At 42.9% G+C, this 15,860-nt stretch carries 13 protein-coding genes and 1 other annotated feature; of the genes, 2 read left to right on the plus strand and 11 right to left on the minus strand.

The features are described 5' to 3' along the window. Nucleotides 1-65: 65 nt before the first annotated feature. On the minus strand, nucleotides 66-2,708 hold the full coding sequence (locus tag NSU13_RS12645; protein ID WP_025092445.1) for a valine--tRNA ligase: 2,643 nt from the start codon (nucleotides 2,706-2,708) through the stop codon (nucleotides 66-68). Between the two features lie 59 nt (nucleotides 2,709-2,767). Next, nucleotides 2,768-2,997 (minus strand) — a binding site (T-box leader). Nucleotides 2,998-3,165: 168 nt separating this feature from the next. Between NSU13_RS12645 and NSU13_RS12650 the strand changes: the two genes are divergently transcribed. After that, nucleotides 3,166-3,354, plus strand: coding sequence for a hypothetical protein (locus NSU13_RS12650; protein WP_264007688.1), 189 nt, complete (start codon nucleotides 3,166-3,168; stop codon nucleotides 3,352-3,354). A gap of 51 nt (nucleotides 3,355-3,405) precedes the next feature. Here NSU13_RS12650 and ysxE read toward each other — a convergent pair whose 3' ends face one another. The 8 genes from ysxE to hemA all read right to left on the minus strand — a co-directional run bounded on the left by ysxE (nucleotide 3,406) and on the right by hemA (nucleotide 12,179). Next, the gene (gene ysxE, locus NSU13_RS12655; protein WP_034279820.1) at nucleotides 3,406-4,437 is read right to left on the minus strand and encodes a spore coat protein YsxE; all 1,032 of its coding nucleotides are present in this window, start codon (nucleotides 4,435-4,437) and stop codon (nucleotides 3,406-3,408) included. 37 nt (nucleotides 4,438-4,474) lie between these two features. Then, a complete protein-coding gene (locus tag NSU13_RS12660) occupies nucleotides 4,475-5,791 on the minus strand; it encodes a LysM peptidoglycan-binding domain-containing protein (protein WP_098677009.1) in 1,317 nt (438 codons plus the stop codon). Between the two features lie 136 nt (nucleotides 5,792-5,927). Continuing rightward, the gene (hemL, locus tag NSU13_RS12665) at nucleotides 5,928-7,220 is read right to left on the minus strand and encodes a glutamate-1-semialdehyde 2,1-aminomutase (RefSeq protein ID WP_024427834.1); all 1,293 of its coding nucleotides are present in this window, start codon (nucleotides 7,218-7,220) and stop codon (nucleotides 5,928-5,930) included. A gap of 27 nt (nucleotides 7,221-7,247) precedes the next feature. Further along, nucleotides 7,248-8,216 carry a porphobilinogen synthase gene (hemB, locus tag NSU13_RS12670; protein WP_342490037.1) on the minus strand — a complete coding sequence of 323 codons (969 nt, stop codon included), beginning with the start codon at nucleotides 8,214-8,216 and terminating at the stop codon, nucleotides 7,248-7,250. Continuing rightward, nucleotides 8,216-9,007: a uroporphyrinogen-III synthase gene (locus NSU13_RS12675; protein ID WP_120208317.1), complete on the minus strand. Its 792-nt coding sequence runs from the start codon at nucleotides 9,005-9,007 to the stop codon at nucleotides 8,216-8,218. Before NSU13_RS12675 ends, hemB begins: the two co-directional genes overlap by 1 nt. After that, entirely contained in the window at nucleotides 9,004-9,936 is a 933-nt protein-coding gene (gene hemC / locus NSU13_RS12680) for a hydroxymethylbilane synthase (RefSeq protein ID WP_024423173.1), read from the minus strand. Before hemC ends, NSU13_RS12675 begins: the two co-directional genes overlap by 4 nt. Before the next feature lie 37 nt (nucleotides 9,937-9,973). Then, a complete protein-coding gene (locus tag NSU13_RS12685) occupies nucleotides 9,974-10,804 on the minus strand; it encodes a cytochrome c biogenesis protein (protein WP_024423174.1) in 831 nt (276 codons plus the stop codon). A gap of 7 nt (nucleotides 10,805-10,811) precedes the next feature. Then, entirely contained in the window at nucleotides 10,812-12,179 is a 1,368-nt protein-coding gene (hemA, locus tag NSU13_RS12690) for a glutamyl-tRNA reductase (RefSeq protein ID WP_024427831.1), read from the minus strand. 242 nt (nucleotides 12,180-12,421) lie between these two features. Here hemA and NSU13_RS12695 point away from each other — a divergent pair, with 242 nt between their 5' ends. Then, a complete protein-coding gene (locus tag NSU13_RS12695; protein ID WP_034279808.1) occupies nucleotides 12,422-12,907 on the plus strand; it encodes a hypothetical protein in 486 nt (161 codons plus the stop codon). Nucleotides 12,908-12,948: 41 nt separating this feature from the next. On the opposite strand, the gene yihA is transcribed toward NSU13_RS12695, so the two are convergent. Together yihA and lon are read right to left on the minus strand one after the other, a co-directional pair. After that, entirely contained in the window at nucleotides 12,949-13,536 is a 588-nt protein-coding gene (gene yihA / locus NSU13_RS12700) for a ribosome biogenesis GTP-binding protein YihA/YsxC (protein ID WP_024423177.1), read from the minus strand. After that, a complete protein-coding gene (gene lon, locus NSU13_RS12705; RefSeq protein WP_070326433.1) occupies nucleotides 13,533-15,857 on the minus strand; it encodes an endopeptidase La in 2,325 nt (774 codons plus the stop codon). Before lon ends, yihA begins: the two co-directional genes overlap by 4 nt. Nucleotides 15,858-15,860: the final 3 nt, after the last annotated feature.

Below are 15,860 nucleotides of genomic sequence, written 5' to 3' on the forward strand. Positions count from 1 at the left end.
CTCTCATTTCATACGAAATTTTCAAAAAAGACGACTCCATTTCATTAGGAGCCGTCTTTTCAACCTTATGCTTTCAGCTCTTCAATACGCTTTTGAACAGCTTCGCGTTTTGCGACATAATCACGTTCTTTCGCACGCTCTTCTTCTACGACACTTTCAGGTGCTTTTTTCATAAAGCCTTCGTTGCCAAGCTTTTTCTGTACTCGTTCCACTTCTTTTGTCAGCTTATCAAGCTCTTTTTGCAGACGTGCAATTTCTTCATCCAAGTTGATTAAGCCTTCAAGCGGCAGAATGAGTTCTGCTCCAGAAATAACAGCCGTCATCGCTTTATCACTAGCTGGAACGTCTGTGCCAATTTCAAGAACACTTGGGTTCGTGAAGCGCTCAATATATGAACGATTTTTCTCTAAACGTTCCTGAACATCAGACGTAGATGCTTTAATGTAAAGCTCAACTTGTTTGCTCATTGGCGTGTTCACTTCACTGCGAATGTTACGAACAGAACGAATGAGTTCAACAAGCAGCTTCATATCAGCAGAAGCTTGTTCGTTGGAAAGCTCTGGCTTCACTTCAGGCCATGCCGCTACAGTAATGGACTCACCTTCATGCGGCAGATGCTGCCAGATTTCTTCTGTTAAGAACGGCATAAACGGATGTAGAAGCCTCATCGTTTGATCTAATACATACGCAAGGATCGAACGAGTCGTTTTCTTCGCCGCTTCGTCTTCACCATAAAGCGGAAGTTTCGCCATTTCAATGTACCAATCACAGAAATCATCCCAAATGAAGTTGTATAAATGTCTGCCCACTTCACCGAATTCATACTTGTCAGCAAGCTGTGTGACACTTTCAATCGTTTCATTTAAGCGTGTTAAAATCCATTGATCAGCAACTGATTTTTCCCCTGATAAATCAAGCTCATCATACGTTAAACCATCCATATTCATTAAAGCAAAACGGGATGCGTTCCAAATTTTGTTCGCAAAGTTCCAAGTGGATTCAACCTTTTCAAAGCTAAAACGAAGATCCTGACCTGGTGAGCTTCCAGTCGCTAAGAAATATCTTAATGAATCCGCACCGTATTTGTCGATGACCTCCATTGGATCAATTCCGTTGCCAAGCGACTTACTCATTTTACGTCCTTGTTCGTCGCGGATGAGCCCATGAATGAGGACATCTTTAAACGGTTTTTCTCCTGTGAATTCAAGACCTTGGAAGATCATGCGGGATACCCAGAAGAAAATGATGTCATAGCCTGTTACAAGCAGATTGGTTGGGTAGTAGCGCTTGAAGTCTTCACTGTCTGCATCTGGCCAGCCCATTGTAGAAAACGGCCAAAGTGCTGAACTAAACCATGTATCAAGCACATCGTTATCCTGTTCCCAGTTCTCAATATCTTCTGGTGCTTCAAGTCCAACGTATACTTCTTTCGTTTCTTTATGATACCAAGCCGGAATGCGGTGTCCCCACCATAGCTGACGAGAAATACACCAGTCACGGATATTTTCCATCCAATGTAAATATGTCTTTTCAAATCGGTCTGGAACAAATTGAACTTGGTCGTCCCCTTTTTGCAGATGAATAGCTTCGTCTGCCAGCGGCTGCATTTTCACAAACCATTGTGTCGATAAATACGGTTCAACGACAGCTCCACTTCGCTCACTATGACCAACTGAATGCATGTGGTCTTCAATTTTGAACAAGATGCCTTCCTCTTGTAAATCCTTCACAAGCTGTTTGCGGCATTCGAAGCGGTCCATCCCTTTATATTGCAGGGCATTCGCATTCATTGTGCCATCTTCATTCATGACAAGAATACGCTCTAGCCCGTGGCGGTTTCCAAGCTCAAAGTCATTCGGATCATGAGCAGGTGTAATTTTCACAGCACCTGAGCCAAACTCCATATCGACATAGTCATCACCGACGATTGGGATTTCACGGCCTGTAATTGGTAAAACCACTGTTTTTCCAATCAAATGCTGATAGCGTTCGTCATCAGGGTGTACGGCTACGGCTGTATCCCCCAGCATAGTTTCAGGTCTTGTTGTCGCAATTTCAATTGAACCTGTTCCATCTGAAAGCGGATATCTCAAGTGATAAAACGCACCTTGAACATCCTTATAAATCACTTCAATATCAGAAAGTGCCGTTTTCGTTGCTGGATCCCAGTTAATGATGTACTCTCCGCGATAAATAAGCCCTTTTTCATACAATTGAACAAACACTTGGCGAACGGCTTTATTCAGACCTTCATCTAAAGTAAAACGTTCACGGGAGTAATCGAGGCCAAGTCCCATTTTCGCCCACTGGCTGCGAATAAAATCTGCATATTCTTCTTTCCACTTCCACGTTTCTTCTACAAATTTCTCCCGGCCAAGGTCATACCGGCTTACGCCTTCTTCACGAAGCTTTGCCTCGACTTTTGCTTGAGTCGCAATACCGGCATGGTCCATACCTGGAAGCCAAAGAACGTCATAGCCCTGCATCCGTTTCATACGTGTCACGATGTCTTGGAGTGTAGAATCCCATGCGTGCCCAAGGTGCAGTTTTCCTGTCACGTTTGGTGGAGGAATGACGACTGTATATGGATCTTTCGTTTTGTCATTTTGTGCTTCGAAGAATTTCCCTTCAAGCCAGTACGTATAGCGGTCTTTTTCAATCGCATTTGGATCGTACTTTGTTGGCATTTCTTGATTATTTGTTCCCATTTGTGTAACCTCCACATTTTTTCGGCTGATGAAACATAAAAAAAGCCTTTCCATCCTTATAAAAGGACGAAAAAGCTTTTTCGCGGTACCACCTTTTTTCACGAGACACATATACGTGTCCCATACACTCTAAAGGATAACGGGGTTCTCCCGAATTTCTCTACTTGTTCATTCAAGAAATTAAGCTCACAGGCGACCTTCCAAACAAGTACATCCTAGGAAACCTTTCAGCTCTTGGTTTCCCTCTCTTTAGGGTCTTGCTCGTACTCTTCCTGATCCACGCTTACGATATATCACGTTCATCAGCACATACTCATCTTTTATTAATATTACTAAATGCCTTTTGTTTTCGTCAATCATCTTTTCCGCTTTTCTTCTTCTTTATACAAATTGGGCAGGCACCCTTCGCCCTTTTGCCCATATGATAATAACAAAATGAAGAAGGAGGGCGTTTGATTTGAAGAAGTTCAATCCTTACACACTTCCCCCCTGGCTGAGACAAATTCGGGCAGTTGCTTCCCAAGTCGTTCTCCCGATTGCTATATTTCAAGGATTTCGTACGATCATTTTCCCTACGACATTTGACGTCCTCATTCTAGGTATTCTTATTTTTCTCGCCTGTGCCTTTCACCTTGATTGGTTTTAAAAACTTATCATTATGTACCTGCCCATATAAAGCCAACGCAGCATAACCTCGTCATTCCGCCGATGACGAGGCACTTTGTTCTTCTTCAAGCCGTCTAGCCTGCTCAATCTCGTGAATCTTCATGACAGTCGGCTCTGAATTTTTCATCTGCCAATACGCTCTTAACAGCTGCTGGCAGCTTTCCATTTCATCCTGCCCGCCTGCTTCATAGGCTTTTACTGTATCAAACAGACCTTGCGGATAAGCGAGGTAGCTTAGGAATAAATGCAGTTCTTCCTCCCTAAGAGGGTTTCCTTTTTGATACGTATAAAACAAGGAAGTGCATTCAGGACAAGACGTGGGATAGGTTTTGAATGTCCGAAAGTAAAAGGTCAGAAGATCATAAATGGGGGCGGCTTTTTTAGACCGCTCAAAATTGGTGAAATGTCCTGTCCCTACATCATTATACAAAAAGTGATGGATCGATAGCTGTCCATGATTTAGCACAACACGCGTTGTCTCTTTGTCTGTCATTTCTTCATGCCAATCTTCTAAACGTTCAAGCGCAAATTCACTGGCAGACATCGCCTCTGAAAAATACATAGCAGCGGCCAGCTCAAATGGCGACATATACCACGTTTGTTCTGCCCGCTCTATGAATCGTTCATACATGTCTTTCTCTGTTTCCCATTTGGTCTTGATTTGTGTGTAATGCGCTTCTATCTCTTGCGCTGTGATATCCATCATGACTTCAGTCCGCTTATGAAGTCTCGCAATCTCTTGAAATAAATATTCATGCTTATCGTCCTGCTCTTCTCTCTTTTCATTCGTCAGCCACGGCATCAAATAGTATGCATACCGGCTTTCCCGATGACTTGAGAAAAAGGAACCGCTCTTCGTCCGATAAATCGGCACAAAGGAGCGATAGCCCTTTGATTCCAGTTCAAGCATTTGTTCTGTAAATTGCATATGCCGGCTGGCTTTTACTCGTTTCAGAGCAAATACACCCTGCTTTGTATAGACCTTGATGACAGCAGGACTGACAGGTTCAATATATTCAGCCTCAAGCCCGTATTCGTATAAGACAGATTGGATTTCATCCACGTTCACTCACCACATTTTCTCGGTCAGTCATCGCTTGCTATGCATTGCTTTTTTGATATTCAGGAATATAAAGAATCTGCCCTTCCTCAAGCTCCGCATCCATCGATAATGAGTTTGTGCGAAGAAGCTGCTGCACATTCAACTGATATCTCTCACAAATACGATCGACCGTATCTTCTTGCTGCACTATACATATTTTCATGCGGGAAAAATCTTCCTCCTCCTGCTTAGCGAACAGCTTTGTTAAATAAAGAGAGTTCTCACTGCCAGACGTTTCTCTCACGTCTTCTTCAAGCTCCTCTTCTTCTTGAGCTGACTCATATATTTTAGGTGCTTCCCGTTCATATAAGCGCCCGAGCTGATATTCATCATCGTGCGCCTCATGCTCAGGTTCCACTTGATCAGCAGGTGTTTCAAAAGCCGGATACGACTGTACCGTTTCTTCCTGCTCTTCAGCAGCTTCCGGATCCTTTCTCACTTCCACTTCAAAGAACGGATCTTCTCGGTCCTCTTCTTCTAAAAGCTTTGGCGGTTCAAAAAATGGCGGTTCCTGCACCTGAGCTTCAGGAATAGATCGATAGCCAGACGCCACCGCTTCTTCTTGGTTATTAGGCTGTTCCGGCTCTTCTTGTTCTTCTAATTCTTCCGTTTCTTCGGGCGTTTCCGCTACTTCCCTCACCAGCTCTATCTTAATTTCTTCTTCCTCTTCTTGTTCTTCTTGTTCTTCCTGTACTGCCTGTTCCTCTTGCTCCGCGCGCGTGTCATGTTGGAATACAGGCTGAATCTCATCATGCTCACGTTCTTCGCTTTGCAGCTCTTCTTGTTCTTCTTGTTCCGGCTGCAACTGATAATCGTAGGCCATATCGCCATAATCCTCTTCAGGACGATGGACAAATTCATATGGCTCCTCTACAGGCGCTTCAGGCGTTTCCTCGTCTAACAAGCCCTCAATGGCTAAATCAGCCTGAATGGTGAGCAAACGATTCTCTGTCAGCTGGTAATCAAACGCATCAATAAACACAAACACATCATTTAAATGACTAATTTTGTTCTTCGGAATGGTGATATCGACTGGAAATTGATGCAGAAGCTCCGCCGTTCCGTCTTCTCTGACCTTTACCTCATCTGCTTCCCTGTATGTTGGAAAGGAACTCAATTCACCCAATAGCTCCTCTTGATTTATGTTGTATTCTCCTGTTAGCTCGAGTGAACCTCTAATGGAAACATAATCATTCACTTCTTGAACGAGAATGTCAGGGTCGAGAGAAATTGACAGCAGCTCACTGACTTCCTGTCCGCTTTTGAAATAAATGGATTCTTCTACCGAAAACTGTAATCGATTGTTTTGAGACAAGTCGGTGTCCTCCTTTCATCTAATCCTTAAAAAATAAAATTAGATGTCAATACAGTTGTATGAGGGAGGGAGTGAAAATATGATTGGTTTTCTCCAATGCAAAAAATCCGATATGTCTCCATATCGGCCTTTTGTTTTATCGACGTAGTTTTTGAAAAACCTTTTCCACTGTCTCAATCGTATATTCGATGTCTTCATCTGTATGAGCTGTTGACAGGAATAGTCCTTCAAATTGAGAAGGCGGGAGGAAGATGCCGTGATCGGCCATTTCCTTGTAAAATTCAGCGAATAAAGCAAGATCAGCTGTTTTCGCCTTGTCATAATTGATCACTTCTTCATTTGTAAAGAAGAATCCGATCATGGAACCCGCACGGTTAAACGTTAATGGAATTCCGTATGCTTTTGCTGCTTTCGAAATACCTTCTTCTAAACGGTCACCTTTTCGTTTAAACTCTTCATAGGACTCAGGTGTCAACTGTTTTAAAGTTTCTAAGCCTGCTGTCATCGCAAGAGGGTTACCAGATAACGTTCCTGCTTGATAAATTGGACCACTTGGCGCAATTTGTCTCATAATATCCGCTCTTCCGCCATAAGCACCGACCGGAAGACCGCCGCCAATGACTTTACCAAGGCACGTCAGATCAGGTGTGATGCCAAAATAGCCTTGCGCGCAGTGATAATCCACGCGGAAGCCTGTCATAACCTCATCAAAAATAAGTAATGATCCATATTGCTCCGTGATGTCTCTCAGTCCTTGCAAGAAACCTTCTTGCGGAGGGACAACCCCCATATTTCCTGCAACCGGTTCTACAATGACACCCGCGATATCGTCTCCAAATTCTTGAAAAGCAACTTGAATGCTTTCTAAATCATTGTACGGTACTGTGATTGTGTTGCTTGCAGTCCCTTCAGGAACACCAGGACTATCCGGCAGTCCAAGCGTCGCCACTCCAGAACCCGCTTTGATGAGCAAAGAATCACCGTGGCCATGATAGCAGCCTTCAAATTTCACAATTTTATTTCTGCCTGTAAAACCGCGAGCTAGACGAAGTGCACTCATCGTCGCCTCTGTACCAGAGCTGACCATACGAATAACTTCGATGGAAGGAACCCGTTCTGATACAAGTTTAGCTAATTCATTTTCAACTAACGTAGAAGCACCGAAGCTTGTCCCATTTTCCGCTACTCGCTGAATGCTTTCAACAACACGGTCATTCGTATGTCCTAAAATAAGCGGTCCCCATGATAAGACATAATCGATGTATTCATTTCCATCAATATCATAGATCTTGGCGCCTTTGCCTCGTTCCATAAAAATCGGGTCTGTGTTGACTGATTTAAATGCACGCACAGGGCTGTTGACACCACCAGGCATTAATTGCTGTGCTTCTTCAAATGCTTGCTTTGATTTTTCATAGCTACGTCCCATTTCAACGTCCTCCTGTCTATCCGTTCTTTATTCTGAGAGCCATTTTGCTGCATCTTTTGCATGATACGTAATGATGAGTTCTGCTCCTGCACGTTTCATGCTTGTCAGCATTTCAAGAACAAGCTCTTTTTCAGAAATCCAGCCATTTTGAGCAGCGGCTTTCACCATCGCATACTCTCCGCTCACATTGTAAGCAACAACAGGGAGTGTAAATTCATTTTTCACATCACGCATAATGTCTAAGTAAGAAAGAGATGGTTTGACAATCAAGAAGTCAGCTCCCTCTTCTACATCAGATTGCGCTTCTCTTAGAGCCTCTAAACGGTTTGCAGGGTCCATTTGATATGTTTTACGATCTCCAAACTGCGGTGTACTATGTGCTGCATCACGGAACGGACCGTAAAAAGCACTTGCATATTTCACCGCATATGACATGACAGGTACATGAATAAAGCCTGCTTCATCAAGTGCCTCACGAATGGCAACAACAAATCCGTCCATCATATTTGAAGGCGCGATGATATCTGCACCTGCACGCGCTTGGCTGACAGCAGTTTTCGCTAATAGCTGAAGAGATTCATCATTTAAAATTTCTCCATCTTCAACGATTCCGCAATGCCCGTGATCTGTATATTGGCATAAGCAAGTGTCTGCAATGACCACGAGCTCTGGGAAATGCTTTTTGATCTCAAGCGTTGCCCTTTGAACAATGCCATGGTCGTGATACGCCTCACTGCCTACACGATCTTTATGATCCGGCACACCAAATACAATGATCGATTTGATGCCAAGATCAACAAGCTCTTGAACTTCTTCTTTCACAAGGTCTACAGAAATGTGATATACACCCGGCATTGAAGAGACTTCTTTTCGTACATTTTCTCCCTCTACAAAAAAGATCGGGTAAATGAAATCAGATGGTCTTAAAAAGGTTTCTCTGACTAATTCTCTCATTCCTGCGCTTGTCCGCAATCTGCGGTGTCTGTTAAATTTCATCAATGGTTCAACTTCCTTTCAGATAAACGGCACATTAAATCTAGCATTCCGTCTATCGTATAAGTATCTGGGGTTTCAGAAGAAATCCCGTATTGAAGCAGTGCCTCTTTTGTCAGAGGACCGATCGTCACAAAACAGGTGTCAGATGCAGCCAGCATCGCTGCGTCTGGTTCCATCACATGCATAAAAGAATGAACAGTGGATGAGCTCGTAAATGTAATAAAATCAAATGATTGCTTTGTCATTGCCGATTTAAGTGCAGCAATTCCTTCCTCATCCTTGACTGTTTCATATAAAATCCATTCTTTTACTTCTATGCCGAGCGGAACGAGGGTCTCTTTCACCACATCTCGTGACAGATGCCCTTTTGCTACAAACACACGCTCTCCTGGGCGTACATGATCAAGTAATGCATCTGCCAGCTCTTCCGCTATAAATCGTTCTGGCACCACATCCACCTTCAAGCCGTGCTGCTCAAGATAGGCAGAGGTTTTCTCTCCTACAGCAGCGACTTTCAAATGGGTTAAGCTCTTATGTAAATGATGGTCTTTTATGTAATTCAGAAAAAAAGACGCACCATTCACACTCGTGAAAACAAGCCAGTGGCTATTTTGTAAGTCCTTTAAAAAGGCCTGCGCTTTTTCTTTTGTGAGCGTAGGCTCAAACCGAATAAGAGAGGTTAAAACCGCATGGCCGTTCAGCGCTTCGATCTTTTGCTGAAACACGCCCGCTTGACGTTCATTTCGAGTGACAAGCACCGTCTGTCCGTGAAGCGATTTGCCTATGCTCATTGAGACAGATCCTTTTTCACCTTGTCGATCAAATCCTTTGCTCCCTTATCGGCCATCTGCTTCGCACACGCTGTTCCTATGGCTTCAGGGTCAGTGCCTGTGACGGTTTCTCGAATAATCGTGTGCCCATCAGCAGATGCAACAAGACCTGTTAGTTCAATTTCATTATGCTCATTCATCGTTGCATAGCCGGCGATCGGCACCTGACAGCTTCCATCCATTTGTTTGAGGAAGGCTCTTTCTGCGAGGACCGTTTTCTTCGTATATTCATTCGTAAATTGGGCGAGAAGCTTAAGCAGCTCTTCATCATCCCCGCGGCACTCAATCGACAGCGCGCCTTGTCCAACGGCAGGAAGGCACGTCTCAGGAGATAAGAATTCCGACACGACCTCTTTGCTCCATCCCATTCTAGACAGACCGGCGGCCGCTAGAATAATGGCATCATACTCTTCATTTTTCAGCTTTTCCAATCTTGTATCAATGTTTCCTCGAATCCATTTAATCTCAAGATCTGGTCTCTCCTGAAGAAGCTGGGCGCTGCGCCGTAAGCTGCTCGTTCCCACAATTGCGCCCTTAGGCAGTTCGCTGAGACTCAGATGATCCTTCGAAATAAGTGCATCCCGCACATCTTCACGCTCAGGAATACAGCCAATCACTAAACCTTCCGGAAGAGCAGCCGGCATATCTTTCATGCTGTGCACCGCCATATCGATGTCATGATTCAGCATCGCCTGCTCGATCTCTTTAACAAACAGTCCTTTTCCGCCAACCTTAGATAAGGTCACATCTAAAATTTGATCACCCTTTGTCACAATTTCTTTTATTTCAAAAGAATAAGAAGGGTTTAGTTCAGACAGCTTTTGAATGACCCATTTTGTTTGTGTAATTGCCAGCTTACTTCGTCTAGAACCTACTTTAATTGTACGCAATACGTCTTCCTCCCGACAATGCCTTTAAGACTCATCATTATTGAAACCAATGAAAGGTTGATAAGCTACCAAGCAGAAAATAATTGATCATCAGCACAAGAAATGAAGCGACATTCCATAGTGCCACGATTTTGCCCTGCATATTTCTCACCAATCTGATATATAAGTAAAAGCCGTATAAAAACAGCATAATAAACGAACCAAGCACCTTTGCATCTGTCCAGTACAACGTATCATACGAAATATATGCCCAAATGATGCCAAGAATTAAACTAAGCAAGAGCATTGGCACACCAATAATGTTTAATACGTACGCCATATGATCGAGCTTTGATAAGTCTTCAATTCTCAGAAGCCATTTTCCCCATTTTTTCTTTTTCAGTAAACGATATTGAAAGAGATAAAGCAGTGAAAACGCAAATGAAAGTGAAAAGGCACCGTAGGATAAAATCGCCATCGTAATATGAATCACGAGCAGTTCACTCGTGAGCTTCCCCGTTAGTTCTGCTGAATGGAGGTCAGATGGTGTAAAGGTGTGAATCGCCATCATGGAAAAACCGATCACATTTGTAAAAAAGACAATAAATTCAACGCGCAATACCTTTGTTAGGACAAGAGAAAGTGTCACAAGCACCCACGTATAAAAATATAACCCCTCTGCTACATTCAACACAGGGAATCGGTCTGTTTCCATCATAATATAGAACATGTAGACTGTTTGCAGCAGCCAGACAATAGAAAGCAACCAGAAAGCCATTTTTCCAGCCTTCCGGTTGTGTTGAAGAAAATCTATGAAATAGAACAAGACACTTAGTGCATAGATTAAGATCGTCGCTTCATTGAGTCTCGCTACAATGGATTCCATCATCGCTTAATCACTCACTGGCAACTGTAGCAAAGCCTTGTGCCATATTTGGTTTGAACAGCTGAAATGATCCTTGCTCCACCTGCATTGGCTCGACCTTTTGCTCTTCATCTTCAACCTGTAAATCAAAGATTTCTTTAAAGAGTAAAAGCTTTTCCTCTGCATTCGGCTCCGCGGCAATTTCTTTTGCCTTTAAGATAGGATCTTTCAACATTTGGTTGATGATGCTTTTCGTATGTTTATTTAACAGCTTCATTTCACGGTTTGTGAGGTTTGGAAGCTTCCGCTCAATACTCTGCATCGTATCGGCTTGAATTGTGAGTGCCTTTTCTCTAAGTGCAGAAATGACCGGAACAACACCTAACGTATTCAGCCATTGCTTAAATTCCACAATTTCTGCTTCAATCAGGAGCTCGACCTGCTCAGCCACTGCACGGCGCTCTTTTAAGTTGGCAGCCACGATGCCTTCAAGGTCATCAATGTCATACAAAAAAGCACCTTCTACTTCAGAAATAGCTGGATCTAAATCACGGGGTACAGCAATATCCACCATAAATAGAGGTCTGCCCTTCCGTTTTTTATTCGCACTTTCGACCATTTCTTTTGTAATGACAAATTGTTTCGCTCCCGTTGAGCTGATTAAAATGTCTGCTTCGGATAATGTTTTTTCTAATTGGTTTAAGCTCTTAGGCTCTCCTGAAAAACGACCCGCCAATTCCTTTGCCTTCTCAAACGTTCGGTTGATGACCGTTACTTGGCCGATTCCTTGACCTTGAAGGTTTTGAGCCGCCAGTTCGCCCATTTTGCCCGCACCAAGAATCAGGACATGCTTATCAGAAAGACGTCCAAAGATTTTTTTGGCAAGCTCAACAGCTGCATAGCTGACAGATACGGCATTAGACGCAATATCTGTTTCCGCATGAGAGCGCTTTGCAACGGTTACCGCCTGTTTAAATAAATAATTGAAAACGGTACCAATGGTCTTCTCCTCTTGAGCTACTTTAAAGCTGGAACGTACTTGACCGAGTATTTGCGTTTCACCAATGACCATGGAATCAAGTCCACAGGCCACACGGAATAAATGCTCAACCGCTCCATCGTTTTCATAGAACTTCAAATAAGGAGAGACATCTTCCTTTTCTAAACCGAACCAATCGGCTAAAAATCTTTTTATATAAAACCGTCCAGTATGAAGCTGATCTACTACTGCGTAGATCTCTGTTCGATTACATGTTGAGATGACGATATTCTCTAGAATGCTTTTTTCTTCTTTAAGCTTGGACATCGCTGTTCCGAGCTCACTCGGTTCAAAGCTCAGCTGTTCCCGTATCTCAACAGGGGCTGTTTTATAATCTAAACCCACAACAAGAATATGCATAACTTCAGCTTGCACCCCCAACGCCCTGTCTAATTTATAATAATTACAATATAGAATTTATTATTTATAATGATTATAACATATATTCATTTTTAACTGGATAAAAATTGTGAACAGATTTCAAAAATGTTGTGATATAGTAGAAAAATGTTCGACACTGTTTATGCCATATCATCACTTCAAGCAATTTACCAGATTTGGCGCGTGCGGACAAATGATCTGCTTAAAAGAAGGTGACATCTTTGAAGAAGAAATCCATTTTGCTGCCGCTTACTTTACTGGCTGTAGCGCTATATGCCATTCTCTCAGGAGGTCAATTTGACATTTGGAAGGATCAAGAGAAATGGTATACACTTGTACTGCTTTTTGGTCTCGCTTTTTTATATCAAGGAAAGAAGGAGCAAGAAAGCGCTCATGTGTTTATCGGTATGCTTATGACAGGCCTTTCGCTACACTTTATTCTACAGCCTAAATTGGACCACTGGCCAGACACATTTACAATGATTGTATTCATCGTAGGACTTGCACTCTTTGTGAAATCATCTCAGAAAAAAGAATATCGTATTGAAAGTGTTGTGCTGATCGCACTCGGTCTGTTCCTTTATTTCTTTCAGCAAATTACAAAACAGCTAAGTTCCCTTTCGATTCCTACTTCTGGCTTTGAATTGTACTGGCCTTATGTACTGATTGCTGTCAGTCTCCTCTTATTATTTTTAAAAAGGAAATAACTTATACAATAAAAAAGCATCTGCTCATCGCAGATGCTTTTTTAGCCGTTTACCTTCGCAAGGATCGCATTCCAGGCTTCGTCTTTTCCCTTTTTTGTTTCAGAAGAGAATAAGATGAGTTCATCTGATGGGTCAATGTCGAGCGTCTGTTTGACGACTTTCGCATGTTTTTCCCATTTGCCTTTTGGAATTTTATCCGCTTTTGTTGCGATGACGATCACGGGAACTCCGTAATATTTAAGGAATTCATACATGTTCACATCGTCTACTGATGGCTTATGGCGCAGATCCACAATTTGGACAACTGCTTTTAATTCTTCACGCATTGTAATATACGTTTCGATCATTCTACCCCAGGCTTCGCGCTCTGTTTTTGATACTTTGGCAAAACCGTAGCCCGGAACGTCCACAAAATGGAGCATATCATTAATAATGTAGAAATTAAGCGTCTGTGTCTTACCTGGTTTAGAAGACGTACGCGCTAAATTTTTACGATTAATCAATGAGTTGATGAACGAGGACTTTCCAACATTTGATCGTCCAGCAAGCGCGATTTCAGGCAGCCCGCCGCTCGGGTACTGCTCTGGTTTCACCGCACTAATGACGATATCTGATTTTGTTACTTTCATCTTCCCTCTCCTACCAACGCTTTCTCAAGCACCTCATCTAAATGTGAGACCGGAATAAAGGTTAGTCCTTCTCTCACACTTTCAGGAATATCATCAATATCCTTCTCATTGTCCTTTGGAAGAATAATGGTTTTCAATCCTGCACGATGTGCGCCTAATGCTTTTTCTTTTAGTCCGCCAATCGGAAGCACTCTTCCTCTTAACGTTATCTCTCCTGTCATACCAACCTCTTTTGACACAGGACGTCCTGTGAGTGCTGATACAAGAGCCGTCGCAATGGTGATACCAGCTGATGGCCCGTCCTTTGGAACCGCACCCTCTGGAACATGGATATGAATATCGTGCTTTTCATTAAAATTAGGATCAATGTTCAGTTCATCTGCTTTGGATCGAATATAACTGAATGCCGCCTGTGCAGATTCTCTCATGACATCACCTAGCTTACCTGTTAACAAGAGCTTGCCTTTACCAGGCGAGAGTGATACCTCAATTGATAAAGTGTCTCCGCCAACAGTCGTATACGCAAGTCCTGTGACAACCCCCACTTGGTCTGTCGTTTCAGCCTGACCATAACGGTAAAGTCTTTTTCCGAGAAATTCAGATAAGTTCTTTTCCGTCACTGTGATGCGTTTGCGGTCTTCAGCCACAATCGCTTTTGCTGCTTTCCGGCAAATGGACGCAAGCTGACGCTCTAATCCACGAACACCCGCTTCTCTTGTGTAATAGCGAATCGTATCATAAATCGCGGCTTCACGAAGCTGCAAGTTCCCTTTCTTTAATCCGTGCTCCTTTAGCTGCTTCGGCAGAAGATGGTCTTTCACAATCTCTGCTTTTTCAACTTCTGTATACCCTGCAATCGTGATAATCTCCATTCTATCACGAAGTGGACCTGGAATGGTTGCTAAATTGTTGGCAGTGGCAATAAATAACACCTGCGATAAATCAAATGTCTCTTCAATATAGTGATCGCTAAAGTTGTGATTTTGCTCAGGGTCCAGCACTTCAAGCATCGCAGAGGACGGATCACCTCTAAAATCAGAGGACATCTTATCGATTTCATCTAAAAGAAATACTGGATTCATAGTGCCTGCCTTACTCATCCCGCGAATGATACGGCCTGGCATCGCCCCTACATATGTTCTTCTATGTCCACGAATCTCAGATTCATCACGCACACCGCCAAGAGAGATACGGATAAACTTTCGGTCAAGTGATTTAGCAATCGATTTGGCAAGTGACGTTTTCCCTACCCCAGGAGGTCCTGCTAAGCAAAGAATCGGTCCTTTTAATGAATTGGTCAGCTTCTGTACAGCAAGGTATTCAAGCACACGTTCTTTGACTTTCTCCAGCCCATGATGCTCATCATCTAAAATTTCACTTGCAAGCTTTAAATCTAGACGATCTTCTGTATAGATGCCCCATGGGAGATTGATCAGCCAATCAATATAATTTCGAATGACAGAGCTCTCCGCAGAGCTTGAAGGAATTTTTTCGTAACGGTTCAATTCTTTTAACGCCGTTTCACGAACAGAATCCGGCATGCTGGACTCTTCAATTTTAGACATTAATGAACTGACTTCGCCTGTTTTTCCTTCCTTGTCTCCAAGCTCCTTTTGAATGGCTTTCATTTGTTCACGCAAATAATATTCTTTTTGCGTTCGTTCCATTGAACGTTTGACGCGCTGTCCAATTTTCTTTTCAATTTCCAGCACTTCTTTTTCATTGTGGATTAAGCTGATGACGCGATTCAGACGTTTTTTGACATCCACTGTTTCCAGCACTTCTTGCTTGTCCTTTAACTTGAGCGGCAGGTGAGAAGCGACGATATCTGCCATTCTCCCCGGTTCTTCAATATCCGTCACCGTTGCATATGTTTCAGCTGAGATTTTTTTTGAAATTTTTATGTACTGATCAAAGTGATCTAACAAAGTGCGCATGAGTGCTTCTGCTTCTGCGTCTTTTAATTCTTCTTCTGCCAATTCTTTAATATCGACGGACGTATAGTCCTCAAGCTCCACGTATGATTCGATCTGCGCTCGATTTAAGCCTTCAACGAGTACACGAATCGTTCCATTCGGCAGCTTCAGCATTTGTTTGATTTTTGTGTAGGTGCCGACTTTGAAAATTTCCTCTTCACCTGGTTCATCTATTGAAATTTCCCGCTGTGTTGCTAGAAAAATCATATGATCGTTCATCATCGCCTGTTCTAAAGCTTGAACAGACTTCTCGCGTCCAACGTCCAAATGCAAGACCATTGTTGGATAAACAAGCAAGCCTCGCAGTGGAAGGAGCGGAACATTCTTTTTGATTTCATCTGCCATGTT

The sequence above is a fragment of the Bacillus sp. FSL M8-0049 genome (assembly GCF_038593355.1).
In the GTDB taxonomy this organism is placed as follows: domain Bacteria; phylum Bacillota; class Bacilli; order Bacillales; family Bacillaceae; genus Bacillus; species Bacillus safensis.